At 73.2% G+C, this 24,513-nt stretch carries 25 protein-coding genes; 13 read left to right on the top strand and 12 right to left on the bottom strand.

Annotated elements, in window-relative coordinates; genetic code table 11:
- The 5 genes from KME79_RS21445 to paaZ all read right to left on the bottom strand — a co-directional run bounded on the left by KME79_RS21445 (window position 1) and on the right by paaZ (window position 6,271).
- Complete coding sequence (locus tag KME79_RS21445) at window positions 1-1,464, bottom strand: dihydrolipoamide acetyltransferase family protein (protein WP_219545958.1); 1,464 nt, start codon at window positions 1,462-1,464, stop codon at window positions 1-3.
- Window positions 1,461-2,480: an alpha-ketoacid dehydrogenase subunit beta gene (locus KME79_RS21440; RefSeq protein ID WP_219545957.1), complete on the bottom strand. Its 1,020-nt coding sequence runs from the start codon at window positions 2,478-2,480 to the stop codon at window positions 1,461-1,463. The genes KME79_RS21445 and KME79_RS21440 overlap by 4 nt, the downstream gene beginning before the upstream one ends.
- A 1-nt stretch (window position 2,481) precedes the next feature.
- Window positions 2,482-3,576: a pyruvate dehydrogenase (acetyl-transferring) E1 component subunit alpha gene (gene pdhA / locus KME79_RS21435; protein WP_219545956.1), complete on the bottom strand. Its 1,095-nt coding sequence runs from the start codon at window positions 3,574-3,576 to the stop codon at window positions 2,482-2,484.
- A 167-nt stretch (window positions 3,577-3,743) separates the two neighbouring features.
- Entirely contained in the window at window positions 3,744-4,229 is a 486-nt protein-coding gene (locus KME79_RS21430; RefSeq protein WP_261808903.1) for an Lrp/AsnC family transcriptional regulator, read from the bottom strand.
- Complete coding sequence (gene paaZ, locus KME79_RS21425; protein ID WP_219545955.1) at window positions 4,226-6,271, bottom strand: phenylacetic acid degradation bifunctional protein PaaZ; 2,046 nt, start codon at window positions 6,269-6,271, stop codon at window positions 4,226-4,228. Before paaZ ends, KME79_RS21430 begins: the two co-directional genes overlap by 4 nt.
- Window positions 6,272-6,367: 96 nt before the next feature.
- Here paaZ and paaA point away from each other — a divergent pair, with 96 nt between their 5' ends.
- The 5 genes from paaA to paaE are packed head-to-tail and all read left to right on the top strand — an operon-like array spanning window position 6,368 to window position 10,163.
- Entirely contained in the window at window positions 6,368-7,321 is a 954-nt protein-coding gene (paaA, locus tag KME79_RS21420) for a 1,2-phenylacetyl-CoA epoxidase subunit PaaA (protein WP_148034991.1), read from the top strand.
- The gene (gene paaB / locus KME79_RS21415) at window positions 7,318-7,611 is read left to right on the top strand and encodes a 1,2-phenylacetyl-CoA epoxidase subunit PaaB (protein WP_219545954.1); all 294 of its coding nucleotides are present in this window, start codon (window positions 7,318-7,320) and stop codon (window positions 7,609-7,611) included. The genes paaA and paaB overlap by 4 nt, the downstream gene beginning before the upstream one ends.
- A 7-nt stretch (window positions 7,612-7,618) precedes the next feature.
- Window positions 7,619-8,536, top strand: coding sequence for a 1,2-phenylacetyl-CoA epoxidase subunit PaaC (gene paaC / locus KME79_RS21410; protein WP_219545953.1), 918 nt, complete (start codon window positions 7,619-7,621; stop codon window positions 8,534-8,536).
- Complete coding sequence (gene paaD, locus KME79_RS21405; RefSeq protein ID WP_372452452.1) at window positions 8,530-9,075, top strand: 1,2-phenylacetyl-CoA epoxidase subunit PaaD; 546 nt, start codon at window positions 8,530-8,532, stop codon at window positions 9,073-9,075. The genes paaC and paaD overlap by 7 nt, the downstream gene beginning before the upstream one ends.
- 2 nt (window positions 9,076-9,077) lie before the next feature.
- Window positions 9,078-10,163, top strand: a complete 1,086-nt coding sequence (paaE, locus tag KME79_RS21400; RefSeq protein ID WP_219545952.1) for a 1,2-phenylacetyl-CoA epoxidase subunit PaaE — start codon at window positions 9,078-9,080, stop codon at window positions 10,161-10,163.
- A 12-nt stretch (window positions 10,164-10,175) separates the two neighbouring features.
- On the opposite strand, the gene KME79_RS21395 is transcribed toward paaE, so the two are convergent.
- The 6 genes from KME79_RS21395 to KME79_RS21370 all read right to left on the bottom strand — a co-directional run bounded on the left by KME79_RS21395 (window position 10,176) and on the right by KME79_RS21370 (window position 15,811).
- Window positions 10,176-10,805, bottom strand: a complete 630-nt coding sequence (locus KME79_RS21395) for a TetR/AcrR family transcriptional regulator (RefSeq protein ID WP_308248996.1) — start codon at window positions 10,803-10,805, stop codon at window positions 10,176-10,178.
- A 127-nt stretch (window positions 10,806-10,932) separates the two neighbouring features.
- On the bottom strand, window positions 10,933-12,129 hold the full coding sequence (locus KME79_RS21390; protein ID WP_219545951.1) for an NAD(P)/FAD-dependent oxidoreductase: 1,197 nt from the start codon (window positions 12,127-12,129) through the stop codon (window positions 10,933-10,935).
- Window positions 12,130-12,211: 82 nt separating this feature from the next.
- Entirely contained in the window at window positions 12,212-13,156 is a 945-nt protein-coding gene (locus tag KME79_RS21385) for an RNA polymerase sigma-70 factor (RefSeq protein ID WP_148034984.1), read from the bottom strand.
- A 69-nt stretch (window positions 13,157-13,225) separates the two neighbouring features.
- Window positions 13,226-13,834: a peptide chain release factor H gene (gene prfH / locus KME79_RS21380; RefSeq protein ID WP_219545950.1), complete on the bottom strand. Its 609-nt coding sequence runs from the start codon at window positions 13,832-13,834 to the stop codon at window positions 13,226-13,228.
- Entirely contained in the window at window positions 13,831-14,955 is a 1,125-nt protein-coding gene (locus tag KME79_RS21375; protein ID WP_246640194.1) for an RNA ligase RtcB family protein, read from the bottom strand. The genes prfH and KME79_RS21375 overlap by 4 nt, the downstream gene beginning before the upstream one ends.
- A gap of 115 nt (window positions 14,956-15,070) precedes the next feature.
- The gene (locus KME79_RS21370) at window positions 15,071-15,811 is read right to left on the bottom strand and encodes a hypothetical protein (RefSeq protein ID WP_219545949.1); all 741 of its coding nucleotides are present in this window, start codon (window positions 15,809-15,811) and stop codon (window positions 15,071-15,073) included.
- A 207-nt stretch (window positions 15,812-16,018) separates the two neighbouring features.
- Here KME79_RS21370 and KME79_RS21365 point away from each other — a divergent pair, with 207 nt between their 5' ends.
- From KME79_RS21365 to KME79_RS21340, 6 genes are all read left to right on the top strand, one after another.
- Window positions 16,019-16,759 (top strand): S1C family serine protease, encoded by a 741-nt coding sequence (locus tag KME79_RS21365; protein ID WP_246640193.1) that lies wholly within the window; start codon window positions 16,019-16,021, stop codon window positions 16,757-16,759.
- 13 nt (window positions 16,760-16,772) lie between these two features.
- Window positions 16,773-17,756, top strand: coding sequence for an AAA family ATPase (locus KME79_RS21360; protein WP_246640192.1), 984 nt, complete (start codon window positions 16,773-16,775; stop codon window positions 17,754-17,756).
- Entirely contained in the window at window positions 17,756-18,640 is an 885-nt protein-coding gene (locus KME79_RS21355; RefSeq protein ID WP_219545947.1) for a DUF58 domain-containing protein, read from the top strand. Before KME79_RS21360 ends, KME79_RS21355 begins: the two co-directional genes overlap by 1 nt.
- Window positions 18,637-19,587, top strand: coding sequence for a VWA domain-containing protein (locus KME79_RS21350; protein ID WP_219545946.1), 951 nt, complete (start codon window positions 18,637-18,639; stop codon window positions 19,585-19,587). The genes KME79_RS21355 and KME79_RS21350 overlap by 4 nt, the downstream gene beginning before the upstream one ends.
- Entirely contained in the window at window positions 19,588-20,652 is a 1,065-nt protein-coding gene (locus KME79_RS21345; protein WP_219545945.1) for a vWA domain-containing protein, read from the top strand.
- Window positions 20,653-20,765: 113 nt separating this feature from the next.
- Window positions 20,766-21,617 carry a DMT family transporter gene (locus tag KME79_RS21340; RefSeq protein WP_219545944.1) on the top strand — a complete coding sequence of 284 codons (852 nt, stop codon included), beginning with the start codon at window positions 20,766-20,768 and terminating at the stop codon, window positions 21,615-21,617.
- Here KME79_RS21340 and KME79_RS21335 read toward each other — a convergent pair.
- Entirely contained in the window at window positions 21,609-22,688 is a 1,080-nt protein-coding gene (locus tag KME79_RS21335) for an MGDG synthase family glycosyltransferase (protein WP_246640191.1), read from the bottom strand. The genes KME79_RS21340 and KME79_RS21335 overlap by 9 nt on opposite strands.
- A gap of 23 nt (window positions 22,689-22,711) precedes the next feature.
- On the opposite strand from KME79_RS21335, the gene KME79_RS21330 reads away from it, so the two are divergent.
- Window positions 22,712-23,452, top strand: coding sequence for a polysaccharide deacetylase family protein (locus tag KME79_RS21330; RefSeq protein ID WP_219545943.1), 741 nt, complete (start codon window positions 22,712-22,714; stop codon window positions 23,450-23,452).
- A gap of 216 nt (window positions 23,453-23,668) precedes the next feature.
- On the top strand, window positions 23,669-24,511 hold the full coding sequence (hpnC, locus tag KME79_RS21325) for a squalene synthase HpnC (RefSeq protein WP_219545942.1): 843 nt from the start codon (window positions 23,669-23,671) through the stop codon (window positions 24,509-24,511).
- Window positions 24,512-24,513 lie beyond the last annotated feature (2 nt).

Raw genomic sequence — 24,513 nt, 5'->3', positions numbered from 1 at the left:
TCAGACGTGGGCGAGCAGGATCGCCGGGTTCTCCACGAGGTCGGCCACGTGGCGCAGGAACCCGCCGGCCGCGCCGCCGTCGCAGACCCGGTGGTCGAAGGTGAGGGAGAGCTGGGTGATCTTGCGGGGGACGACCGCGCCGCCGTGCACCCAGGGGCGGTCGATGACGCGGCCGACGCCCAGGAGAGCGGCCTCCGGGTGGTTGATGATGGGGGTGGAGCCGTCCACGCCGAAGACGCCGTAGTTGTTGAGCGTGAACGTGCCGCCGGTCAGCGCCTCGGGCGGGAGCTTGCCCGTGCGGGCCAGGCCGGTGAGCCGGGTCAGCTCCGCGGCCAGCTCGGCGGTGGTCATCCGGTGCGCCCCGCGGACCACGGGGACGACGAGCCCGCGGTCGGTCTGGGCGGCGAATCCCAGGTTGACGTGTTCGTACCGGACGATCTCGGAACGGGTGACGTCCACCGTGGAGTTCAGCTCGGGGAAGCGGCGCAGGCCGTCCACGCAGATGCGGGCCAGCAGGGCCAGCAGGCCGATGCCGAGGTCGGGGCGGTCGCGCCGGAGCGCGTCCCTGGCCGCGAGCAGCTCGGTCGCGTCCACGTCCACCCACGTCGTGGCGTCGGGGATCTCGGCGCGGCTGCGGCTCAGCTTCTCCGCCACAGCCCGCCGCACCCCCCGCAGCGGCACGCGCTCCTGACCCACCATGTCCTGGGAACGGTCGGTCCCTCTCCCCGCCGTGGTCTGGGAACGGTCGGCCACCGGCGCCCTCCCCGCCGTGGCGCGGGCGCGGTCGGTGATGGCTCGGTCCACGTCGCGGCGCAGGATCACCGCACGCGGCCCCGTGGGCGTGACCTCGTCGAGATCGATCCCATGTTCCCGCGCGATCCTCCGCACCAACGGCGAGATCACCCGCGGCGCCATCCCCCCGGCCGCCTCCCGCCTCCGCACCTCCGTGACAGGCCGTGATTCCGCAGCGGGGCGGAGGTCTGCCGGGCGGGGATCTGTGGCAGGCCGCCGGTCTGCGGCGGGACGGAGATTTGTGGCGGGGGTGAGGTTTGTGGTGGTAGTGAGGTCTGCGGTGGGGCGGGGGGCTGTGGTGGCGTTGCCGTTTGTGGTGGGACGGCGGGTGCGGCGACGGCGGGGTGGGGTGGGGGTGGTGCCGTAGCCGATGAGGACGTTGCCGGAGCCGGCGCGTTCCTCTTCGCGGTAGCGGGCCGCCGCCGGGTTCTCGGCGGCGACCTCGATGAGGGGCGCGCCCACGGACAGGACGGCGCCGGGCTCGGCGTGCAGGGCCAGGACGGTGCCCGCGTAGGGGACCGGGACCTCGACGGCAGCCTTGGCGGTCTCGACCTCCACCACGATCTGGTCGATCTCGACGGTGTCGCCGACGGACACCTTCCAGTCGAGGATCTCCGCCTCCGTCAGCCCCTCGCCCAGGTCGGGCAGCCGGAACACCTGCCCCGCGGTCATGACGCCTCCCTGCTCAGGTGCACCACGTCGGGCCGGTCGTCGAACTGCAGCCGGTCGACCGCGTCCAGGACCCGGTCGGCGTCCGGCAGATGGGCGTGCTCCAGTTTCGGCGGCGGATAGGGGATGTCGAAGCCCGTGACCCGCAGCACGGGCGCGGCCAGCGAGTGGAAGCAGCGCTCCTGCACCCGGGCCGCGATCTCGGCGCCCACCCCGGCGAACCCCTGCGCCTCCTGGATCACGACACACCGCCCGGTCTTCCGTACGGAGGACGTGACGGTCTCGTCGTCGAACGGGACGATCGTCCGCAGGTCGACCACCTCCAGCGAGACCCCGTCGGCGGCCGCCGCCTCGGCGGCCTGGAGAGCGACCGGCACGCCGGGCCCGTAGGCCACGAGCGTCGCGTCGCGGCCCTCGCGCCGGACCACGGCCTGCCCGAACCCGGGCGCGCGCCGCCGCCCGCTGGGGGAGAACGCCTCCTTGGACCAGTACAGCCGCTTCGGCTCCATGAAGATCACCGGGTCGGGGTCGGCGATGGCGTCACGCAGCAGCCAGTACGCGTCCTCGACCGTCGCGGGCGTGACGACCTTGAGCCCCGGCGTGTGGGCGTAGTACGCCTCGCTGGAGTCGCAGTGGTGCTCGACGCCGCCGATGCCGCCCGCGAACGGGACGCGGATCACCATCGGCAACGTCACCCGGCCGCGGGTGCGGTTGCGCGTCTTGGCCACGTGCGAGGCGATCTGCTCGAACGCCGGATAGGCGAAGGCGTCGAACTGCATCTCCACCACCGGCCGGAACCCGCCCATCGCCATGCCCACCGCGAGGCCCACGATGCCGGACTCGGCCAGCGGCGTGTCGAAGCACCGCTCCTCGCCGAACTCCTTGGTCAGCCCGTCGGTGACGCGGAACACGCCGCCCAGGGGCCCGACGTCCTCGCCGAAGACGAGCACCCGCTCGTCCGCACGCAGCGCGTCGCGCAGGGCGGCGTTCAGCGCCTGCGCCATCGACATCGCGGTCATGTCACTCCTCCGGTGCGGTCAGCTCGGCCGCCAGCAGCTCGCGCTGCTCGCGCAACTGCGGCGTGGGGTCGGCGTAGACGTGGTCGAACAGCTCGTACGGGTCCGTCTCCGGGTCGGCGTTCAGGCCGTCGCGGACACGGGCGGCGAACTCCTCGGCCGCCTCGCGCGCCGCCGTGACGCCCGCCGCGTCGAGCAGGCCCCGCTCGCGCAGGTAGGTCTCCAGCCGGGCCAGCGGGTCGGCCGCCGCCCACCGCTCGACCTCCTCGTCGTCGCGGTAGCGGGTGGCGTCGTCGGCGTTGGTGTGCGCGTCCATGCGGTACGTGTGCGCCTCCACCAGGAACGGGCCGCCTCCCTCACGGGCGTGCCGCACCGCCTCGGTCAGCACGGACAGCACCGCGACCAGGTCGTTGCCGTCCACCTGCTCGGAGCGGACGCCGTACCCGACGCCCTTGTACGCGAGCGCGGGGGCCGCTGTCTGCCTGGCCAGCGGCACCGAGATCGCGTACTTGTTGTTCTGCACGAAGAACACGACCGGGGAGCGCAGCACGCCCGCGAAGTTGAGCGCTTCGTGGAAGTCGCCCTCGCTGGTGCCGCCGTCGCCCACGAAGGCCATCACGACCGCGTCCTCGCCCTTGCGGCGCAGCGCCTCGGCCATGCCGACCGCGTGCACGGTCTGGGTGGCCAGCGGCGTGCACTGGGGCGCGACGCGGGCGGCCGCGGGGTCGTAGCCGCAGTGCCAGTCGCCGCGCAGCAGGGTGAGCACCTCGACCGGGTCGAGGCCGCGCGCGACCAGGGCCACGCAGTCGCGGTAGGTGGGGAACAGCCAGTCGTCCGCGCCCAGCGCGAGCACGCCGGCGACCTGGCAGGCCTCCTGCCCCAGGCTGGACGGGTAGACGGCGAGCCTGCCCTGCTTGGTCAGCGCGGTCGCCTGGCGGTCGAAGCGGCGGCCCAGGACCATCAGGCGGTAGGCCTCGGCCAGCTGTTCGTCCGCGGGCGCCCGGTAACCGGCGGGCGGATCGACGGCGGTGCCGTCCTCGGCGACGAAGCGCACCGGGTCGGGCGCGGGGAGAAGGCCGGCCACCTGGTGATGGGACATGGCGACACTCGCTTTCTCTGGACGTTTGACAAGAGAAGCGTGTGCCGCGCGAGCCACCTGCTCAAGACATCACGTACAAACAGCGACAAATGGCCAAAAATGGAGCTTGTATGGGCCAAATGTCGATCCAATCGGGTTACTTGCGGAGGGTGAGCCGGACGTTTGGCTCACCACTCCGCGCCCCGGCCGCGGGCCTCGTCGAACACCAGCCACGTCCTGGTCGCGCGCACGCCGGGGATGTCCTGGATGCGCTCCAGCACCATGTGCCGCAGCGCCTCGTTGTCCGGTGTCCTGACCAGCACCAGCAGGTCGTAGTCGCCGCCGACCATGGCGATGTGCTCCACGTACGCGATCTCGCGCAACCGCGCCGACACCTGCCGCCAGGTGTTCTGCTCGATGGCCACCGAGACGTACGCGCTGGTGCCCAGCCCTGCCTTCGCCGGCGCGAGCTCGGCCGTGAAACCCGTGATCACGCCGTCGTCCAGGAGCCTGGCCAGGCGCGCGTAGGCGCTGGCACGCGAGATGTGCACGCGCTCGGCCAGGTTCCGCACCGACATGCGCCCGTCGCGCAGCAGCTCGGCGATGATCGCCCGGTCCACGTCGTCCAGCGGAGCGGCAGGACGTGCCGGCCAGCCCTCGCCGGTGTCGCTCACGGCGCGTTCTCGTCCCACGTCTTGGCCACCAGCGTGAGGACGTCGTACGTGGCGACCGCGCGCCCTTCCTGGTTGGTCACGACGGCGTCCCAGCGGACCTCGCCGTGGCCGGCCCCGCTGCGCGGCGTGATCTGCTTGACGGTCAGCGTCACGGCGATGGCGTCGCCCGCCTTGACCGGCGTGAGGAAGCGCAGCGCGTCCACGCCGAAGTTCGCCAGGACCGGACCCGGCGCGGGGTCCACGAACAGCCCGGCCGCCAGCGAGACGACCAGATATCCATGGGCGACGATGCCGCCGAACAACGGGTTGCGCGCGGCCGCCTCCGGGTCGGTGTGCGCGTAGAAGGTGTCGCCGGTGAACTCGGCGAAGTGCTCGATGTCGTCGAGCGAGACCGTGCGCGGCGGCGACGCGATCGTGTCGCCGATCCGCAGCTCGGCCAGCGACTTGCGGAACGGGTGTACGTCCGAGTCGGTGCGCGCCGCGCCGGTCGTCCAGCGCCCGGTGACGGCGGTGAGCAGGTCGGGGGAGGCCTGGACGGCGGTCCGCTGCATGTGGTGCAGCACGCCGCGCACCCCGCCCAGCTCCTCGCCGCCCCCGGCCCGCCCCGGGCCGCCGTGGACGAGCACGGGCAGCGGCGAACCGTGACCGGTGGACTCTGCGGCGTCGTCCCGGTCGAGGACGAGGACCCGGCCGTGCCACGGCGCGAGCCCGAGCACGACGGACCGGGCGACCTCGGGGTCGTGGGTGACGACGGAGGCGACCAGGCTGCCCCGGCCCCGCGCCGCCAGGGCCACGGCCTCGTCCAGGGTGTCGTAGGTGAGCACGGTGCTGACGGGCCCGAACGGCTCCACCTCGTGCGGCTCGGTGGCGCCGGGCCGGGCACGCAGCAGGAGCGGGGTCATGAACGCGCCGCGCGTCGCGTCCCCGTCGAGCAGAGGCCCGCCCGCGAGGTCGCCGGCCACGACGTCGGCGCCGGCGCGCAGCGCCTCGACGGCCTTGCGCACCTCCTCGCGCTGGCCGAGCCCGGCCAGCGCGCCCATCCGCACGTCCGGGTTGCGCGGGTCGCCCACGGTCACCCGCGCAAGGCGCGCGGCCAGCGCCTCCACCACCTGGTCCGCCATCGCCGAGGGCACCAGCGCGCGGCGGATGGCCGTGCACTTCTGCCCCGCCTTGACCGTCATCTCGGTGACGACGCCCTTGACGAACAGGTCGAACTCCGGGTCGTCCGGCCGCACGTCGGGGCCGAGGACGGAGCAGTTCAGCGAGTCGGCCTCGACGCCGAGCAGCACGCCGCCGTCGAGCACGTTCGGATGGCGGCGCAGGATCCCGGCGGTGTGCGCCGAGCCGGTGAAGGCCACCGAGTCCTGCACGGTCAGCTCGTCGAGCAGCCCGGCCGCGCTGCCCGCGACGAGCTGGATAGTGCCTTCGGGGAGGATGCCCGAGCCGACGATCAGCCGGACGGCGAGCTCGGTCAGATAGGCGGTCTGGCTGGCGGGCTTGACGATCGAGGGCAGCCCGGCGAGGAAGGCCGGGGCCAGCTTCTCCAGCATGCCCCAGACGGGGAAGTTGAAGGCGTTGATCTGCAGCGCCACGCCCGGCCTGGACGTGTAGAGGTGCTGGCCGACGAACGTGCCGCCCTTGCCCAGGCGCTCCAGGCCGCCGTCCAGGAAGACCGTGTCGTTCGGCAGCTCCCGTACGCCCTTGCTCGCGTAGCTGAACAGGGTGCCGATGCCGCCGTCGACGTCCACGGCGGTGTCGCGCGAGGTGGCGCCGGTACGCACCGATAGCGCGTACAGCTCTTCCTTGCGCTCCGACAGGTGCTTGGCCAGCGCCTTGAGCAGCGCGGCCCGCTCGTGGAAGGTCAGGGACCGCAGCGCGGGGCCGCCGGTCTCGCGGGCGTGGCGGACCATCGCGGCGATGTCCAGCCCTCGGCTGGAGAGGCGCGCGACCTCCTCGCCCGTGGCCGCGTCGAGCAGCGGCTCCCCGTCGTCGGCCGCGCGGAACCACCGTCCGGCTGCGTAGCTCTCCAGCAGCGTGCTCACCCTGTCTCCTCTCGCGCCCCGTTGCGTCGATGCCCACTCGTGTGCGACCTTATTACTGACCGAGCGATAAGTAAATGAGCCCGTTCCGGAGGGAAGATGACGACCATCCCAGCGGAGCCGGACCTGGAGGCCCGGCTGCAGGCCGGGTTCGACGCGACCATCGCCCGCCGCGACCGCATCGAACCGCGCGACTGGATGCCGGACGCCTACCGCAAGACGCTCGTCCGCCAGATCGCCCAGCACGCCCACTCCGAGATCATCGGCATGCAGCCGGAAGGCAACTGGATCGGCCGCGCGCCCTCCCTGCGCCGCAAGGCGATCCTGCTGGCCAAGGTGCAGGACGAGGCCGGGCACGGGCTCTACCTGTACTCGGCGTGCGAGACCCTCGGCGTGTCCCGCGCCGAGCTGACCGGCCTGCTGCTCAGCGGACGCCAGAAGTACTCCTCGATCTTCAACTACCCGACCCTCTCGTACGCCGACGTCGGCACCATCGGCTGGCTGGTCGACGGGGCCGCGATCTGCAACCAGGTGCCGCTCTGCCGCACCTCCTACGGGCCCTACGGCCGCGCGATGATCCGCATCTGCAAGGAGGAGTCCTTCCACCAGCGGCAGGGCTACGAACTGCTGATGACGATGATGCGCGGCACCGACGAGCAGCGGGCCATGGTGCAGGAGTCGGTCGACCGGTTCTGGTGGCCGTCGCTGATGATGTTCGGCCCGCCGGACGCGAACTCGCCCAACAGCGAGCGGTCGATGGCGTGGGGCATCAAGCGCAACTCCAACGACGAGCTGCGCCAGAAGTTCGTCGACATGACCGTCCCGCAGGCCGACGCGCTCGGCGTGACGCTGCCCGACCCCGGCCTGCGCTGGAACGAGGAACGCGGCCACTACGACTTCGGCGAGCCCGACTGGCGGGAGCTCGCCGCCGTCATCCGCGGCGACGGGCCGTGCAACGCGCAGCGGCTGGCCCACCGCAGGGCGGCGCACGACGACGGCGCCTGGGTGCGCGAGGCGGCGACCGCGTTCGCGGAACGGGAGGGCGCCCGATGAGCGGCGACCGGCGGGAATGGCCGCTCTACGAGGTGTTCGTCCGGGGCAAGCGCGGACTCAACCACGTGCACGTCGGATCGCTGCACGCCCCCGACGACGCGATGGCCCTGCGGCACGCCCGCGACGTCTACACCCGGCGCAACGAGGGCGTCAGCATCTGGGTGGTGCGCGCCGACGCCATCACCGCCTCCAGCCCGGACGAGAAGGACCCGCTGTTCGCGCCCAGCGGCGACAAGGTCTACCGGCACCCGACGTTCTACGAGATCCCCGACGACGTCCCGCACATGTGAGGGCAGGATGAACGACGACCACGGCAGCATCTTCGACGGCCTGCTCGGCGGCGACTCCTCCCAGTGGGCCTTCGGCACCGACTTCGAGGACCCGCTGGCCGGCGTCGACACCACCACGCCCGACGGTGTCGACCCCGCCGAGCTGGCCGCGTACTGTCTCATGCTCGGCGACGACGCCCTGATCATGTCGCAGCGCCTGTCGGAGTGGTGCAGCCGCGCCCCCGACCTCGAAGAGGACATCGCGCTGGCGAACATGGCCCTCGACCTCCTCGGGCAGGCGCGCCTGCTGCTGGCGCGGGCGGCCGCCGCGGACCCGCGCGTCGTGCCCGGCCTGCCCGAGGGGTCGCCGGTGCCGCCGGAGGACGCGCTCGCCTTCTTCCGCGACGACCGCGACTTCCGCAACGTGCGCCTGGCCGAGGTGGCCAACGGGGACTTCGCGCACGTCGTCGTCCGCCTGCTGATGTTCTCGACGGCCCGGCTCGCGCTGCTGGAGCGGCTGTGCGTCAGCCGCGACCACGTGCTCGCCGCCGTCGCGGCCAAGGGCGTCAAGGAGGTCGCCTACCACCGCGACTGGGCCGGGCGCTGGTTCGTCACGCTGGCACGCGGCACCGAGGAGTCGCGCCGCAGGCTCCTCGCCGCCCTCGACGCGCTGTGGCTGCTGCAGGCCGAACTGGTCGCCCCGCACCCGCTCGAACACTCCCTGGCGCTGGCCGGGGTCGGCGTCGATCCGGCGTCGCTGCGCGATCCGGTGGACGCCGTCCTCGGCCAGGTCCTCACCGCAGCCGGCCTCGACCGTCCAGAACGGGCGCCCCTGGCCGGCGTCGGCGGCCGCACCGGCCGCGACGGCCTCCACACCGAGGCCCTCAGCCTCCTGCTCGCCGAGATGCAGGTGGTCGCCCGCGCCCACCCCATGGGGCGCTGGTGACCACCCGACGGCCCGCGACCGGGGGAACGGCGTCCGCGCGGCGGGCTGTCGAGGTGGCGGGGCGGGTGCGTGATCCCGAGATGCCGATGCTCACGCTCGCCGACCTCGGGGTGCTGCGCGGTGTCGAGGTGGTGCGGGACGCGGAAGGCGGCGAGGTCGTGATCGCGTCCATCACGCCGACGTACACCGGCTGCCCGGCCATGGCGACCATGCGCGACGACCTCGTGCACCGGCTCAACGACGCCGGGTTCGCCCGCGTCGAGGTGTGGGTCGTGCTGGACCCGCCGTGGTCCAGCGACTGGATCTCCGAACGCGGCAGGGCGGCCCTGCGCGCGGCGGGGCTGTCCGCGCCCGGCCCCGCCCCCCGCCGCACCGGGCCGGTCCCGCTGACGCTCGGCCCGCCCCGGTCGGTCCCACCGTGCCCGCGCTGCGGGTCGGCGGCCACCCGGCTCACCTCCGAGTTCGGCGCCACCGCCTGCAAGGCCCTCTACCGCTGCACCGGCTGCCTCGAACCGTTCGAGCACGTCAAGGAGATCTGACCATGACCACGCTCGCGCCCGCGCCGTCCAGGGCCGCCGTCTTCCACCCGCTGACCGTGTCGGCGGTGGACCGGCTGTGCGAGGACGCCACCGCCATCACGTTCGCCGTCCCCGACGAGCTGCGCGCCGCGTACGCCTTCCGGGCCGGGCAGTCGCTCACCCTGCGCCGCGTCATCGACGGGCACGAGCACCGCCGCTCGTACTCGATCTGCGCCCCCGCCGGCGCCGCCCCGCGCATCGGCGTCCGCGAGATCCCCGGCGGCCTGTTCTCCTCCTGGCTCGTCCGCGAGGTGGGGCCGGGCACCGCCATCGAGGTCCAGCCGCCCACCGGCTCCTGGCGGGCCGACCCGGACCCGGGCGAGCGGCACCTGTGCGTCGCCGCCGGCTCCGGCATCACCCCGATGCTGTCGGTCGCCTCGACCGTGCTCACCCACCCGGGGGCCCACGTCTCGCTCCTGTACGGCAACCGCACCAGCCGCACCGTCATGTTCGCCGAGGAGCTCGGCGACCTGAAGAACCGCTACGGCCCCCGCCTCCAGGTCGTGCACACGTTCTCCCGCGAGCCGCGCGAGGTCGAGCTGCTGTCCGGGCGGCTCGACGGCGACCGGCTGCGCCGCCTGCTCAGCGGTCTCGTCCCCGTCGAGGTGTTCGACCACGTCTGGCTGTGCGGGCCGCTGCGCATGATCGAGGAAGCGCGCCCGGTGCTCGCCGAGCTGGGCGTCCCCGCGGAACGCGTGCACGTCGAGTTGTTCTACGCCGACGCCCCGCCGCCCGCGCCGAGGCGGACCGGCGACGGGATCCCGTCAGGCGCGACCACCGAGCTGACCACCGTGCTCGACGGCCGCCGCACCACCTCGACCGTCTCCCGGGAGACGACCCTCCTGGACAGCGCCCAGGCCGCCCGCGGCGACCTGCCGTTCGCCTGCAAGGGCGGCGTCTGCGGCACCTGCCGCGCCGTCGTGCGCGCGGGCGAGGTGGACATGCGCCGCAACTACGCGCTCGAACCGTACGAGGTCGCGGCCGGATTCGTGCTGACCTGCCAGACGTTCCCGGCGGGCGAGCAGGTGACCGTCGACTACGACGCCTGAGCCCGTACGACGTCAGGCCTCGTGCTTCGCCAGCCCGTCGAAGGCGACGGTGGTGATCGCGTCGGCCACCATCACCGGGTCGTAGGCGCCGTCCGGCCGATACCACTCGACCAGCGAGTTCACCATCCCGAACAGCAACCGGCTCACCAGCGCCGGCGGCACGTTGTCGCGCAGCGCGCCCTCCGCCGCGGCTTCGGCGACGAGCGCGGCCAGCCGGTCGTCGAGCCAGCGCCGCCGCTCCAGCGCCGCCAGCTCGACCTCGCTGTTGCCGCGCACCCGCAGCAGCAGCGTCACGGACGGCTGGTGCGCCACCAGCACCTCCACGCTGCGCCGCACCACCTCGCGCAGCCGCTCGTAGGCGCCGACGCCGGCCCGCTCGCGCGACGCCTCGGTCACGACGGCGGTCAGCTCGTCGAGCGCGTCGTCGAGCGCCAGGCCGAGCAGCTGCTCCTTGCTCGTGACGTGGTGGTAGATGGCCGGCTTGGTCAGCCCCAGCTCCTTGGCCAGGTCGCCCATGCTGGTGGCGTCGTACCCCCGCCGGTTGAACAGGTCGATCGCGGCCCGGAGTATCGCCGGCTGGTCATAACCGGGACGGCCCCGCCGGCGGCGCGGGGCCGGTTCGGCCTGCTCGGTCGTGGACACCGATGCAGCATCTCACGCGGCGTCATCACCCCCGCACGCTGCCTCGTGCGGGGGTGATGACAGGGAGATTCGTGCGTCCCGCACGGACGTCGCTTCGCGCGCCGCCCCGCCTGGAGGTCGCCGCACGTTAGGCGGACGCTCTGGCGGCCGAGGCCTTGGCGGCCCGCTCCGGGGTGACGCGGCGGCGGCGGACCGGGAGTCCGAATGTCGGGTTGGCGACGTTCCAGGCGGCGCCCTTGCAGACCACTTCCTTGTAGACGGCGGCGATCCGCCCGGTCAGAGCCGCCCGCCTCGCGCGGTCGTCGGCGGTGACGTACTGGATCAGGCCCTCCTTGCGGCCCAGGGAGATGCACTGGTTGAAGTAGCGGAGCGGCGCGTTGGGGAGCTTCCCGCCGGTCAGCCCCGCCGCGATGGCGTCGGCCGCCTGCCATGCCATCGGCCCTCCCGAGGCGCACGACATCCGCAGCGGCTTGTCCCCGGCGCCCATCGCCAAGGCCGCGTCGCCGACGGCGTACACGTCCGGGTGCGAGACCGAGCGCATCATCCCGTCGACCACGATCTGGCCGGTGCCGGTGACCTTCAGGGCGGTCGCCTTCGCGATCGGGTGGACCGCGAAGCCGGTCGTCCACACGGTGACCGCGGCCGGGATGTCCCTGCCGTCGGCGGTGGCCACACGGTCCTCGTCCACGCGGGTCACGGCGGCGTGCTCGTACACGGTGATCCCCAGCTTGCCGAAGACCTTCCACAGGTGCGCACGGCCCTTCGGCGACAGCCCGTCGCCGAGGCCGCCGTCGGCGGCGAGGGCGACGTCGAGGTCCGGGCGGGACTCGGCGATCTCGGTCGCGGCCTCCAGGCCGGTGAGGCCGCCGCCGACGACCACCACCCTCTCCCCGGCGCCGAGACGGGCCAGGCGCTCCCGCAGCCTGAGCGCCCCGGGGCGGCCGGCGATCTCATAGGCGTGCTCGGCGGTCCCCGGGACGCCCTGCGGGTTCCAGCCGCTGCCGAGGGCGTAGACGAGCGTGTCGTACGCGAGCTGCGCGGCGCCCTTCGGGCCGGTGACGGTGACGGTCTTGCCGTCGACGTCGACGCCGGTGACGTTCGCGATCCTCACCTCGACGCCGGTGCCGGCGAACATCTCGCTGTACGGCCGGGGCTTGAGGTCCTGGCCCACCGCCAGCTGGTGCATGCGGATCCGCTCCACGAAGTCGGGCTCGGAGTTGACGAGAGTGATGGCGACGTCCTCGCGATGGAGCCGCTTGGCGAGACGGCCGGCGGCGATGGCCCCGGAGTAGCCGGCGCCGAGGACGATGACGCGATGCTGCATTTCCTCGCTCCTGTCTTACGCGGATGTGCCCTTTGAACCGGACAGCCCGCCGTTTCCTGACAGGAACGCGGTGTGAAGCGCCTCACAAAATGGTGAACAGGGGTTCCCCGTGATCGGATGCCGCCCAGCGCGCGGTCGCCCGTTCGAGCTTGTCGGGGTTGACCTGGTTGTAGAGCTCGGCGATGCCCTCGTCGGTGACCCTCAGGCACATGACGCCGACGACCCGGCCGTCGACGACGGCCACCACGGCGGGGCCGCCGTTGGCGGTCCAGGCGTAGACCTCGGGCGCGCCGCCGGTGAACGCGCGCTTGGCCGCGGCGGGCCTGACCAGCCCCCGGACGAACTTGGCGACCGCGACCGCGCCCTCGAACGGCTTGACCCGGGCCGGGACCTTCCCGCCGCCGTCGCCGACCGAGACGGCGTCCTCGGTGAGCAGGCGCACGAGCGGCTCGGTCTTGCCCGTGGCGGCGGCCGTCAGGAACTCCTCGATGATCCGCCGGGCGGCGGCCTCGTCGACCTCGGCGCGCGCCTTGCCGGCCGCGACGTGCTTCTTGGCGCGGTGGAAGGTCTGCTGGCTGGCGGCCTCGGAGATGTCGAGGATCTCGGCGATCTCCCGGTGCGGGAAGTCGAACGCCTCCCGCAGCACGTAGACCGCCCGCTCGCCGGGGGACAGGCGCTCCATGAGGGCGAGCACCGCGTACGAGACCGACTCGCGCTGCTCGGCGGTGTCGGCGGGGCCGAGCATCGGGTCGCCGGCGAGCAGCGGCTCGGGCAGCCATCGGCCCACGTAGGTCTCGCGGCGCGCCCGCGCGGAGGTGAGCTGGTTGAGGCACAGGTTGGTGAGGACCTTCGTGAGCCACGCCTCCAGCACCTCGATGTGCTCGGCGTCGGCGGCCTGCCAGCGCAGGAACGTCTCCTGCACGGCGTCCTCGGCCTCACCGGCGGAGCCGAGCAGGCGGTAGGCGATGGCCTCCAGACGCGGCCTGGAGGCCTCGAACCGGTCGACGTCGCTCACCGTCAAGGCCATGGCCCTGATCCTAAGGCGTGCCCGCGCCGCGCGGGGAGGCAGGCGTCGCCGGTCCGGTGAGCTGGGCGGTCACGGGCGTTCGACCCGGGTGGGGTCGCCTCGGACGAGCTCGTCGTGGACGCGCCAGCGGGCGGTGGTGAGGTCGCGCGCCGCGGCCTCGTCGCCGCGCTCGATGCGTTCGCGCAGCAGGCGCATGGCGAGGCGGCGGTTGAGGCTGAACAGCCGCTCGGTGTCGACCACCACGACGAGACCCGTGGGCCGGTGGGTCGCGCGCACCGCGGTGCTCGCCTTGTTGCGGTGCTGCCCGCCTGGCCCGCCGGTGCGGCAGGCGACGACGTCGACGTCCGCTTCGGCGAAGGTGGTGGACGGGGCCTCGACCTCACACGGCTGGGCGATGACATACCAGTTCTTGCGGCCCGCGCGGGCCCGGTACGGGCTGGGGGCCTGCCAGCACAGGGTCCCGGTCCAGGAGGCGGCGAACGTCTCCGCGTCGGCTCCCGTGATCCGGACGACGACCGATCGGTACGTGCCGGGCCGGTCACCGGGCACGACCTGGGCGCGCTGGGTCTCCAGACGCCGCCGGGCGGCGTCGGCTTCCAGGCGGTGCAGGAGCCGGGCCAGCGCCCAGGCGCACTCCTGCGGGCCACGCCCGGCCGACAGGAGCAGGTGGACGCTCACGACCGTCCTCTCTTACGGCGCCGGTCCCTTCCGATGTCGGCTGTCTTGTAGGTGACCAGGGGGACCGTGGTGGCCACGGGCGTGGCCAGGCCGTGCTCCACGAGGTCGGCGATCACCTGCTCGATGCGTTTGTAGGCCGTCGGCGCCTCCTCGAAGAGCAGTTGCCGGTCGCCGCACACCACCAGCGATCCCACCGGGGTGCGGCGCAGCTCCTCGACCGTGTGCTTGGCCCGGCCCCGGCGCAGGGCGTCCGCCCGCGACATCTTGCGGCCCGCGCCGTGCGCCACGGAATGGTTCGCTTCTGGCCCGGCGTGGGCGGCCACGAGATAGGACGGGGTGCCGCGGGTGCCGGCGATGAGGACGTCGCGGCCGTCGCCCGGCGCCGCCCCCTTGCGGTGCAGGTAGACCCCGTCGCGGACCTCGACCAGGTTGTGGCACTGGTCGACGACCGGCTCGGCGGGCTCCGTGCCCAGGGCGTGGGCGACCCGGGCGGCCATCAGCCGCCGGTTGAGCGAGCCCCACCGTACGGCGTCGTCGTGCATCGCCAGGTAGGCGGCGGGATCGGGGGCGGGGCCGGCGCCGTGGACCTCGGTGTGCGCGCGCAGGATCCGTTCGCCCAGGCCGCGCGAGCCGCTGTGGACGACGAGCACCAGGTCGCCGGCGGCCAGCCCGAGCCGGCTCGCGTGGTCCGGCTCGAAGACGGTCCCGACGCGCGCCAGCTCGACGAAGTGGTTGCCCCGGCCGACCGTGCCGAGCCCTTCGACGTGACCGGCGGGGATGTCGCCCTCCACCACGTCCCACGCCGGGTCGTCGGCGTCCGGTGCGTGGTCGAGGTCGGGGAACCGGGCGGCGAGCCTGGCCGGGTCGGCGCGCCTGAGCCTGATGGGGAACACGGCGATGCCGCAGCCGATGTCGGAGCCCACCAGGAACGGGTACAGCGTGGCCGACGTCATGGCGGCGCCGATGGGGGCGCCCTTGCCCGGGTGCAGGTCAGGCATGGCGGCGACGTGGATCATGCCGTCGAGCGCGGCCACCTGGTGACACTGGTCGAGGGCGTCGGACTCGATCCAGCTCGTGGGGGAGGCGAACACGGCGACGGTGGCCGAGGTTTGCTGAGACAAGACGCTCTCTTCGCTGAACAGGATGGGGGATCAGGGGGCGTTGTCCGTCAAAGCATCATGGACACCACATTCCCGGACGATGATCACGCGAGGCAACCGGTTTTCGGCCGTACGGTCACCCGACGTCGATGTAGCCGGCCGGGGCGCTGATCGTCCGGGACCCGCCCCAGTCGTGGAAGCGGATGTCCACGGTCATGAAGAGACCGCTCACCGGTTCGGGCACCACCGAGCTCATCGGGCCGGACGCCTGGACGCGGCGCGGCAGCCCGTCGGCGCCGATCCACATCGACCAGGAGTGCTCCGCGTCGCCGGACAGGGCCGCCGGGACCACGCTCATGGGCAGGGAGAGAAGTCTCTTCCCGGCGGCCTGATGGAGCCTATCGCCGGTGATGACACCGCTGTGCCGTACGGTCCCCGCCCCGTCCGGCGCCGTCGAGACGGAAGCGGCGAGCAGCGCCTCGGCGACCCCGGGCCGGAGCACGTCCACGAGGCAGCCGATGTAGGACGGCACGTCGCAGGTGACCTCGTCGGCCACGAGGGGCATCCGTGACCAGGGCGGCCGGTCGTAGTAGACGTGGCCACCGGTCTGGATCGAGTGCAGGGACCGCGGCCCGTCGTGGGACGACTCCAGGACGAGGTCCGCACCGTCCGCTCCCGACGGGCTGAGCTTCAGCACGCCGCGCTGGCGGAAGGTGTGTCCAGCGGGCGCGTCGTCGGCCCGGACGGTGAGCTCGACGTCCACGCGTACGGTGGACCGCCGGGCGAACTCGTGGTCGAGCGCCGCCACGTCGGGGGACGGCGGAGCGCAGGCGGTGAGTGTCAGTACGGCGGCGAGCGCGACGAGGAATCTGGTCATCCCGTCATCTCCGGATTCTCCAGGGAAGTCCTACTCCGTTGGATGCGCCGGTACGTCACGGATCGATGCCTGATGGGACTCGCTCGGTTCTCATGGAGTTCTCAGGCGGAGTTTGTAGCACTTTCGCCTGAAATTTATGACGATGGGGCGATGGAGCACGTGCCGCAGAAGACGGGTGCGGCCGAGGCTCAGGGAACTCAGGGAGCCATGGCCGGTAGGGCTCGGTGGTTCGTCGTCGGGGGAGTGGCACTCGTCGTCGTGGCCGTGCTGGCGTACTGGCTGGGAAGCAGCGGCGGGAACGGCGAGGAAGCCGCGCCCGCGCCGAGCGCGACGCCGACCCCCAGCGCGACCCTCACGGTGCCCGAGGTCTTCGACAGGGTCGGCCCGTCGGTGGTGGTCATCCGCGCCGGGAAGTCGCTCGGCACCGGGGTGATCGCGGCCGAGGACGGCACGATCCTGACGGCGCACCACGTCGTCGAGGACGCGAAGGACGTCACCCTGACGTTCGCCGACGGCACCAGGGCGAAGGCCGCCGTCGTGTCGTCCGACCCCAAGCTCGACATCGCGATGCTCAAGCCCGCGAAGCTGCCGGAGATCGTCGTCCCGGCGACGCTCGGCGGCGCCGCGGCCGTGGGCGCGCCCGTCGTGGCGATCGGCAACCCGCTGGGCCTGGCCCACAGTGTCTCCACCGGCGTGGTGTCGGGCCTGAACCGCAGCACCGACAAGGGCGGCCTGAGAGGGCTCATCCAGTTCGACGCCTCCGTCAACCCGGGCAGCTCCGGCGGCCCCCTCCTGGACGCCCGCGGCCTGGTCATCGGCATCGTCGTCTCGATCGCCGACCCGGGAGGCGACGAGGCGTTCGCCGGCATCGCGTTCGCGGTGCCGATCGGCGCCGCCCTGGGCGGTGACGAAGGCGACGGCCCGCCGGGCGACGGACCCCAGATCTGACCGAAGGAATGCGATGACCTCTTCCCCCGACCCGGCCCACCCGCTCGAACAGGTGCTGTTCGAGGTCAAACGCACCATCGTCGGGCAGGACGTGCTGCTGGAGCGGATGGCCGTGGCGCTGGTCGCCGACGGGCACCTGCTCGTCGAGGGCGTGCCCGGCCTGGCCAAGACGCTCGCGGTGCGGTCGCTGGCCGCCGCGATCGCCGGAAGCTTCCAGCGCGTCCAGTTCACCCCCGACCTGGTGCCCGCCGACCTCGTGGGCACGCGGGTCTACCACCAGCACTCCGGCGAGTTCCGGACCGAGCTCGGCCCGGTGTTCGCGAACCTGCTGCTGGCCGACGAGATCAACCGCGCCCCGGCCAAGGTGCAGAGCGCCCTGCTGGAGGTGATGCAGGAGCACCAGGTGACGATCGGCCGCGAGACGTTCCGGGTGCCCGAGCCGTTCCTGGTCATGGCGACGGAGAACCCGATCGAGTCGGAGGGCACCTACCCGCTGCCCGAGGCGCAGGTCGACCGGTTCATGATGAAGGTGGTCGTCGACTATCCGACCCAGGCCGAGGAGCAGGCGATCGTCAGCCGGGCGCTGCGCCCGCCCCAGCCGCCGCAGCCCATGGTCACGGCCGAGGACCTGATGGCCATGCGCGCCCGCGCCCAGCAGGTCTACGTCGACCCGGCGATCGTCGACTACGCGGTACGGCTGGTCGCCGTGACGCGTTCCCCCGCGACGGCCGGGCTCGGCGAGCTGGAACCGTACGTCACCCACGGGGCGAGCCCGCGGGCGTCCATCGCGCTGGTCACGGGCGCCCGCGCGCTGGCGTTCCTGCGCGGCCGCGACTACGTCCTGCCGCACGACCTGACCGAGCTCGCGCTCGACGTGCTCCGCCACCGCCTCGTGCTGTCCTACGAGGCGCTCGCGGACGACGTCGACGCCGACACGATCATCACCAGGGTGCTCGGGGCCGTCTGGACGCCCGACGTCGTCCTGCAGAACCGCTGATGGCCACCGCCCCCGAGAAGCTCCTGCTCCGCCTGGAGTGGAAGGTCGTCCGCAGGCTCGACGGCCGGCTCCAGGGCGCCCACAGCACCGCGCACCGCGGCTCCGGGATCGACTTCACCGGCCTGCGCCCGTACGGAGAAGGCGACGACGCCCGGCACATCGACTGGAACGTGACCGCGCGGCTGGACGAGCCGCACCTGCGGGTGTTCACCGAGGACCGCGAGCTGACGGTCTGGCTGGTGCTCGACCGGTCGGCGTCGATGGCGGCCGGCCGGCCGGGGCGCGGCAAGCACGACGTGCTGGCCGAGCTCGCGCTCGTCCTGGCCCGGCTGTTCGGCCGGGGCGGCAACCGCGTCGGCGCCCTGCTGTTCGACACCGGGGTGCTGCGTGTCGTGCCGCCCGGCACCTCCCGGCGGCACACGCTGCGGATCGGCGCCGAACTGGCCCGCACCGGTCAGGCCCGCGGCGGCGCCACCACCGACCTGGCGGAGATGCTGGACGCGGCCGGACGGCTGGCCCGCCGCCGGGCGCTCGTCGTCGTGCTGTCGGACTTCATCGGCGACGGCGACTGGGAACGCTCGCTCCAGCGCCTGGCCCGGCGGCACGAGGTGGTCGCCCTGCGGATCGCGGACACCGCCGACGACGTGCTGCCGGAAGCCGGGCTGATCGTCGTCGAGGACGCCGAGACCGGCGAGCAACTCGTCGTCGACTCCGCCGACCCGCTGCTCCGGGTACGGTTCCGCCAGGCCGTCGACGACCGCGACGCCCGGCTCGCGGCGGGCATGCGCCGCGCCGGGGTGCCCGTCCACCGCGTCGACACCGACCGCGACCTGGCCGAGGCGCTCGTCGAGGTCGTCGCCCGCACCCGGGACCGGTCGCCATGACCCTGTCGTCGCCGCTGCTGCTGGTCCTCGGGCTGGTCGTCACCGTGGCGCTCGCCTGGGCGGCCGTCGTCTCGGCGCGCCGCCGGACGGCGGCACTCGCCGCGGCCGGGGTCGTCGCGCGGGGCGGGCGCGGGACGTACCTCGGAGCCGGTCTGACGATCGCCGGCGTCGGGGTGCTCGCGATCGCCACCGCGGGACCGGCGGCCATGGTGCCGGTGCCGCGGACCGCCGGCACCGTCATCCTCGCCATCGACGTCTCCAACAGCATGAGCGCCGATGACGTCGCGCCCACCCGGCTGGCGGCCGCGCAGCGGGCGGCCCGCGCGTTCGTGGCGGCCCAGCCCGACAGCGTCGACATCGGCGTGGTCGCGTTCGAGCGGGGCGCCCTCACCACGGCGCGGCCCGACGCCGACCACTCCATCGCGCTCAAGGCCATCGACCGGCTGAAGGTCACCGGCGGCACCTCGCTCGGGACGGCCATCACCGCCTCGCTCTCGGCGATCACCGGCAAGCAGGTGGCGGTCGGCCGCGACGGCGCCGCGCCCGACATCGGCTACTGGCCGTCGGCCACGATCGTGATGTTCTCCGACGGCCAGCACCGGGGCGGCGACCTGGAACAGGCCGCGGCCGTGGCCCAGAAGGCGGGCGTCCAGGTCCACACCGTCGGGATCGGCACCGCGGCCGGGGCGACGGTGAAGGTCGACGGCTTCCACCTGCAGAGCTCGCTCGAAGAGGACACCCTCACCGCGATCGCGCGGACCACCGGCGGCGCCTACCACCCCGCCTCCGACGCCGCGCGGCTCGACGGCGTCGCCGACACGATCGACCTGCGGCTCACCGTCTCCGACGAGCCGCTGCCCCTCGCCGGCGGCCTGATCGGGCTCGCCCTCGCGCTGCTCACCGCAGGAGCGGCGCTCACCGTGCTCCGGTCTGGACGGGTGATCTGAATGACGTTGTCGTGGCCGTGGGCGCTCCTGTCAGTCATGGTCATCCCGCTGATCTTCGCCGTCCGCTGGTGGGCGCTGCGCCGCCGCCGGCGCGCCGCCGTGCGCGTGACCTCGATCGCGCTCGTACGCACCGCCCTGCCCGGCCGCACCCGCTGGACCCGCAAGATCCCCCCGGCGCTGCTCGTGGCCGGGCTCGTGCTGCTGGTCGTCGGGGCGGCGCGGCCGCAGGCGTCGGTGCCGGTGCCTCAGACGTCGGCGACGATCCTGCTCGCGCTCGACACCTCCGGCTCCATGTGCTCCACGGACGTGGACCCCAACCGCATCACCGCCGCGAGGAAAGCCGCGGCGGAGTTCATCGAGTCGCAGCGCGGCGGCCCGCGCATCGGCCTGGTCACCTTCGCCGGCACCGCGGGCCTGCTCGTCCCGCCCACCGACGACACCGACGCGCTGATCGAGGCGCTGGACGGACTCACCGTGGCCCGCGGCACCGCCATCGGGCAGGCCGTGCTCACCTCGATCGACGCGATCGCCGAGGTCGACCCGTCGGTGGCCCCCACCGGGGCCGACCCGGGCGGTGCCGGGGAAGGCTACGCCGGCGCCGCGATCGTCGTCCTCACCGACGGGGCCAACACCCAGGGCGTCGACCCCGAGACCGCCGCCAGGGAAGCGGCCCTGCGCCGCGTCCGCGTCTTCCCCATCGGCTTCGGCACCACGAACCCGGCCCCGATGGTCTGCGACAACTCGCAGTTCGACGGCAGAGGCTGGGGCGGCGGCTGGGGCGGTGGCTGGGGCGGCCGGGGCGGATTCGACCGGGGCGGCCGGAACGTCCGCTTGATCGACGAGCCCGCGCTCAAGGAGATCGCCGAGACCACCGGCGGCGCCTACCACCGCGCCGAGAACGCCGACCAGCTCCAGAGCGCCCTCGACGCCCTCCCCGGCACCTTCACCGTCGTCCGTCAGCGGGTCGACACGGCCGCCGCCTTCGCCGCCGGCGGCGCCGTCCTCATCACCGCCGCCCTGTCCCTCTCCCTCTGGTGGAACCGCCCCCGGACTCCGGCCCGCTGACGGGCCTTCCGTGAACTCCCACACCAAGGCCGGGAGATCGTAAAACGCCGTTTCCGGCAGGGGACATGTGGAAGATCTCGGTCACCCCCTCCCCGGCTGACTGTGCGGTGTCGATGATCTCGGTGGTTCTGGCTCTGCTGGCCGCGGCCTCCAACGCCGCTGCCTCCAACCTCCAGCGTCAGGCGGCGCTGTCCCTGCCCCAGCAGGAGCAGTTCGGGCCGCGGCAGGTCCTGGCGCTGGTCCGGCGTCCGGTCTGGCTGGCCGGGATCGCCGCGCTCATCGGCGGCTTCGTCTTCCAGGCCGCGGCGCTGGCGACCGGACCCCTGGCGCTGGTCCAGCCGGTCCTCGTCACGGAGCTGCCGTTCACGCTGGTCCTGATCCCGCTGATCCTGGGCGGGCACGTGGGGCGGCGGCCGTGGCTCGCGGTCGCGGCCATGACCGGCGGGCTGGCGATCTTCCTGCTGAGCGCGGCGCCCGGCGTCGGCCACGACCGTCCCAGCACGGAGGTGTGGGCCCTGGCGGCGACCGCGACGGTCGGGGCGATCTTCGGACTCTGCGCGGTCGCGTACCTCTTCGGCGGCCGTGGCCGGCCCGCGCTGTTCGGGGTGGCGACGGGCTTCGGGTTCGCCTTCACCGCCGCGCTCATCAAGGAGAGCACCATGATCCTGGAGAGCGATCCGGGGTCTCTGGTGACCTCGTGGCAGCCGTACGCGATGGTGGTCGCGGGGCTGTGCAGCCTGTTCCTCCTGCAGCTCACGTTCCGGAGCGGGCCGCTGGTGGTCGCGCAGCCGGCGCTGACCATCAGCGACCCCGTCGCCGGCATCCTGTACGGCACCCTGATGTTCGGGGAGGACGTCCGCACGGGGCCGTGGATCGTCCTTGAGGCGGCCGGCATCGGTGTGATCTTCCTCGGCACCGTGATGCTCGCGAGAACGCCCTTGCTCAAGGACTCGCCGTCAACGTAGCAGCACCGCCTCGGCCGGCGCGGCGTCGAAGAGGGCCGAGGCCCGGGCGAGCAGGCGGTCGCGCCGGCGCGCGTCCCGCAACTGATCGAGCGCGCGTACGAGAGACGCGGCGTCGGGCGCGTGCACCGTCACCTCCGCGCGGGCCATGGCCAGCGCGCCGTCGAGCCCGTGTCCCGGGATGGGCCGGTAGGAGATGACGGGCAGTCCCGCGGCGAAGGCCTCCTCGCAGGTCAGCCCCGCACCGTTGTCGACCAGGGCGTAGGCCGCCGACATGAGCGCGGGCATGTCCTCCTGCCAGCCGAGGGCCAGCCCTCCGTGGGCGCCGGCGAGGCGGCGGCGCAGCCCGGCGTCGCGCCCGCACAGGATGACCGGCACGTACCGGCCGGAACGCGCCACGATCCGGGCGGTCTCCGCGACGTGTCCCACTCCCCACGATCCCGAGGAGATGAGCACCAGCCGGTCGCCGGGCGCGGCGCCGATGCGGGCCCGGACGTCGCCGGCCGCCGGCCGCGTACGGTCGAGGAACGCGGGCCGGACGACCGGGGCGTGCACGGACGCGGGCCGGCCCGTCAGCGCGGCGATGCGCGGGATCGTCGCCGGGTTCGGGCACAGATACCGGTCGTTGCCCGGATGCAGCCACAGCCGGTGCACGGCGAAGTCGGTCACGAGCACGGTGCTCGTCGCCGGAAGCCGGCCACGCCGCCGCAGCGTCCCGGTCACCTGGGCCGCGACATGGAAGGTCGAGATCACCTCGTCCGGTGGGCGGTGCGAGACCAGGCGCAGCAGCCGAACCCCGGCGAGCGCCGTCAGCGGGGAGACCGAGGGGGCGCGTTTGGCCGCGAAGAATACCCGGTAGATGACCTCGTACAGCCACGGAGCACGCCTGATCATCCAGCGGTACGACCCGCGCAACAGGCGGCCCAGGCGGAGGGGGAGCAGATGAAGCACGTCGACGACCTGCACGTCGGCGCCCAGGGAAGTGAGGCGGCGGGCCAGTTCCGCCGCCACGGCGTCGTGCCCGGCGCCCATGGCGGCGCTGATGATCAGCAGACGCCTGCCCTCGGCGCTCATCGTCCGGCCCGCGGGGGGACGAGATGATCAAGCGGGCCGCGCTGCCGCTGGCGCTGGCGGGGCTGGCGTTCGTCCACGTCGGTCCGGGCGCCACCTGGCTGGCCACGGCGCGGCGCCGGCTGCCCCGGCTGGCGGGCGCGGGCCGCGACGACCATGTCGCGCTGACCTTCGACGACGGTCCCGATCCGGGTTCCACGCCGTTCTTCCTGGACGAACTCGGCCGGCTCGGCTGCCGGGCCACGTTCTTCGTCCTCGGGGAGATGCTCGAACGCCATCCTGAGGTGGGGCGACGGATCGTGGCCGAGGGGCACGAGATGGCGGTGCACGGCTGGCGGCACACCAACGCCCTCGTCACCCGTCCCGGAGCGGTCACCTCGGAGATGGGCCGGACAGCCGATCTCGTCCGGTCGTTCACCGGGGTCCGGCCCGTCTGGTACCGGCCGCCGTACGGGGTGCTCAGCGCCGAGGCGCTGGTCGCGACCCGGCTGCACCGGCTCCGCCCGGTGCTGTGCACCGTGTCGGGCCAGGACTGGACGGCTTCGGCCACGCCGGAGTCCGTCATGGCGCGACTGCGCCCGGGGCTGGGGGGCGGCGCGACCGTCGTGCTGCACGACACCGATCACACGTCCGCCGCCGGCTGCTGGCGTTCGGCGCTCGGCGCGCTGCCCGAGGTGGTCGGCCAGTGCCGCCGGGCGGGGCTGCGGGTCGGGCCGCTGCGCGACCACGAGGTCGGCAGCGGGCGCGGTGACGTGCGGATGTCGTGACAGGCAGGACACAGCGGCCATCCTCGATATAAGTGCGGATATTTGTGTGTCCGATGCCTGGAACGGCGAAACCAGAGTTTCCCAGATTTTGATTGACCGGAGCTTCTCCGTGGACTTCCGCTGAAAAAGTAAAACGGGGATCGTGGCGGCTTAATAAGTGCCCGGACAAGTTACTTCGGCTCGTTTTGGGCAGCGCGCGGCGGGCATTCGTTGGCAATGGCGTCGCGCGGGACCGGTACGTACGATTTCATGTCGAAAGCCGGCCGGGAGAACTTTCCAGTAGCACTGAGAATGCTGCCGGTCCATTACCGGAACCATTTGGCAGCCGTGTACGGGTTCGCGCGTTTCGTCGATGACCTGGGCGACGAGGGGGAGCCGGGCGACCGGTTGCGGCTGCTCGACGACGTCGAGACGGACCTGGACCGCCTCTACGAGGGATCGGGACCGCGCCTGCCCGTGGTCCGCGCGCTCACCCGGACGGTGGAGAGCTGCGCGGTTCCGGCCGAGCCCTTCCGCCGGCTGCTGGAGGCCAACCGGCGCGACCAGACGGTCACCCGGTATGACACCTTCGACGACCTTCTCGGTTACTGCGAGCTGTCGGCGAACCCCGTCGGGCACATCGTCCTGCACGTGTTCGCCTCGGCGGATCCGCCGCGGCTGGCCTGGTCCGATCGCGTCTGCTCCGCGTTGCAGATCCTCGAACACTGCCAGGACGTCGGCGAGGACCACGCGCGCGGCCGGATCTACCTGCCCGCGCGGGATCTGCGCCGGTTCGGGTGCGTCGAGGCCGACCTGTCCTCCCGCGCCACTCCGGGGAGGTTGCGCCGCGTCGTGGCCCTGCAGGCCGTGCGAGCCGCGGAGATGCTGCGCGAGGGACGCCCGCTCGTCGCCTCGCTGTCCGGATACGCCCGGCCGGCGGTCGCCGGATACGTCGCCGGCGGCCTGGCCACCGTCGCCGCGCTCGACCGGGCGGGCCATGACGTCCTGCGCCGCGCCGTCCGCCCGCGTCGCGGCCGCCTGCTGGCCGCCTGGCTCCGCATTCTCACTACCTGGAGGTGAAG

Origin of the sequence: Nonomuraea harbinensis (assembly GCF_019396385.1) — a bacterium.
GTDB lineage: Bacteria > Actinomycetota > Actinomycetes > Streptosporangiales > Streptosporangiaceae > Nonomuraea > Nonomuraea ferruginea.
The sequence above is the reverse complement of the archived record's forward strand: the minus strand, read 5'-3'. Positions and strand labels throughout refer to the sequence as shown.

Bases quoted from the DNA above. Each gene is read 5' to 3' on its own strand.
- KME79_RS21445 (WP_219545958.1), bottom strand. From the start codon at position 1,464: ATGACCGCGGGGCAGGTGTTCCGGCTGCCCGACCTGGGCGAGGGGCTG.
- KME79_RS21440 (WP_219545957.1), bottom strand. From the start codon at position 2,480: ATGACCGCGATGTCGATGGCGCAGGCGCTGAACGCCGCCCTGCGCGAC.
- pdhA (WP_219545956.1), bottom strand. From the start codon at position 3,576: ATGTCCCATCACCAGGTGGCCGGCCTTCTCCCCGCGCCCGACCCGGTG.
- paaA (WP_148034991.1), top strand. From the start codon at position 6,368: ATGACGACCATCCCAGCGGAGCCGGACCTGGAGGCCCGGCTGCAGGCC.
- paaB (WP_219545954.1), top strand. From the start codon at position 7,318: ATGAGCGGCGACCGGCGGGAATGGCCGCTCTACGAGGTGTTCGTCCGG.
- paaC (WP_219545953.1), top strand. From the start codon at position 7,619: ATGAACGACGACCACGGCAGCATCTTCGACGGCCTGCTCGGCGGCGAC.
- paaE (WP_219545952.1), top strand. From the start codon at position 9,078: ATGACCACGCTCGCGCCCGCGCCGTCCAGGGCCGCCGTCTTCCACCCG.
- KME79_RS21390 (WP_219545951.1), bottom strand. From the start codon at position 12,129: ATGCAGCATCGCGTCATCGTCCTCGGCGCCGGCTACTCCGGGGCCATC.
- KME79_RS21385 (WP_148034984.1), bottom strand. From the start codon at position 13,156: ATGGCCTTGACGGTGAGCGACGTCGACCGGTTCGAGGCCTCCAGGCCG.
- KME79_RS21370 (WP_219545949.1), bottom strand. From the start codon at position 15,811: ATGACCAGATTCCTCGTCGCGCTCGCCGCCGTACTGACACTCACCGCC.
- KME79_RS21365 (WP_246640193.1), top strand. From the start codon at position 16,019: ATGGCCGGTAGGGCTCGGTGGTTCGTCGTCGGGGGAGTGGCACTCGTC.
- KME79_RS21360 (WP_246640192.1), top strand. From the start codon at position 16,773: ATGACCTCTTCCCCCGACCCGGCCCACCCGCTCGAACAGGTGCTGTTC.
- KME79_RS21355 (WP_219545947.1), top strand. From the start codon at position 17,756: ATGGCCACCGCCCCCGAGAAGCTCCTGCTCCGCCTGGAGTGGAAGGTC.
- KME79_RS21350 (WP_219545946.1), top strand. From the start codon at position 18,637: ATGACCCTGTCGTCGCCGCTGCTGCTGGTCCTCGGGCTGGTCGTCACC.
- KME79_RS21345 (WP_219545945.1), top strand. From the start codon at position 19,588: ATGACGTTGTCGTGGCCGTGGGCGCTCCTGTCAGTCATGGTCATCCCG.
- KME79_RS21340 (WP_219545944.1), top strand. From the start codon at position 20,766: ATGATCTCGGTGGTTCTGGCTCTGCTGGCCGCGGCCTCCAACGCCGCT.
- KME79_RS21335 (WP_246640191.1), bottom strand. From the start codon at position 22,688: ATGAGCGCCGAGGGCAGGCGTCTGCTGATCATCAGCGCCGCCATGGGC.
- KME79_RS21330 (WP_219545943.1), top strand. From the start codon at position 22,712: ATGATCAAGCGGGCCGCGCTGCCGCTGGCGCTGGCGGGGCTGGCGTTC.
- hpnC (WP_219545942.1), top strand. From the start codon at position 23,669: ATGGCGTCGCGCGGGACCGGTACGTACGATTTCATGTCGAAAGCCGGC.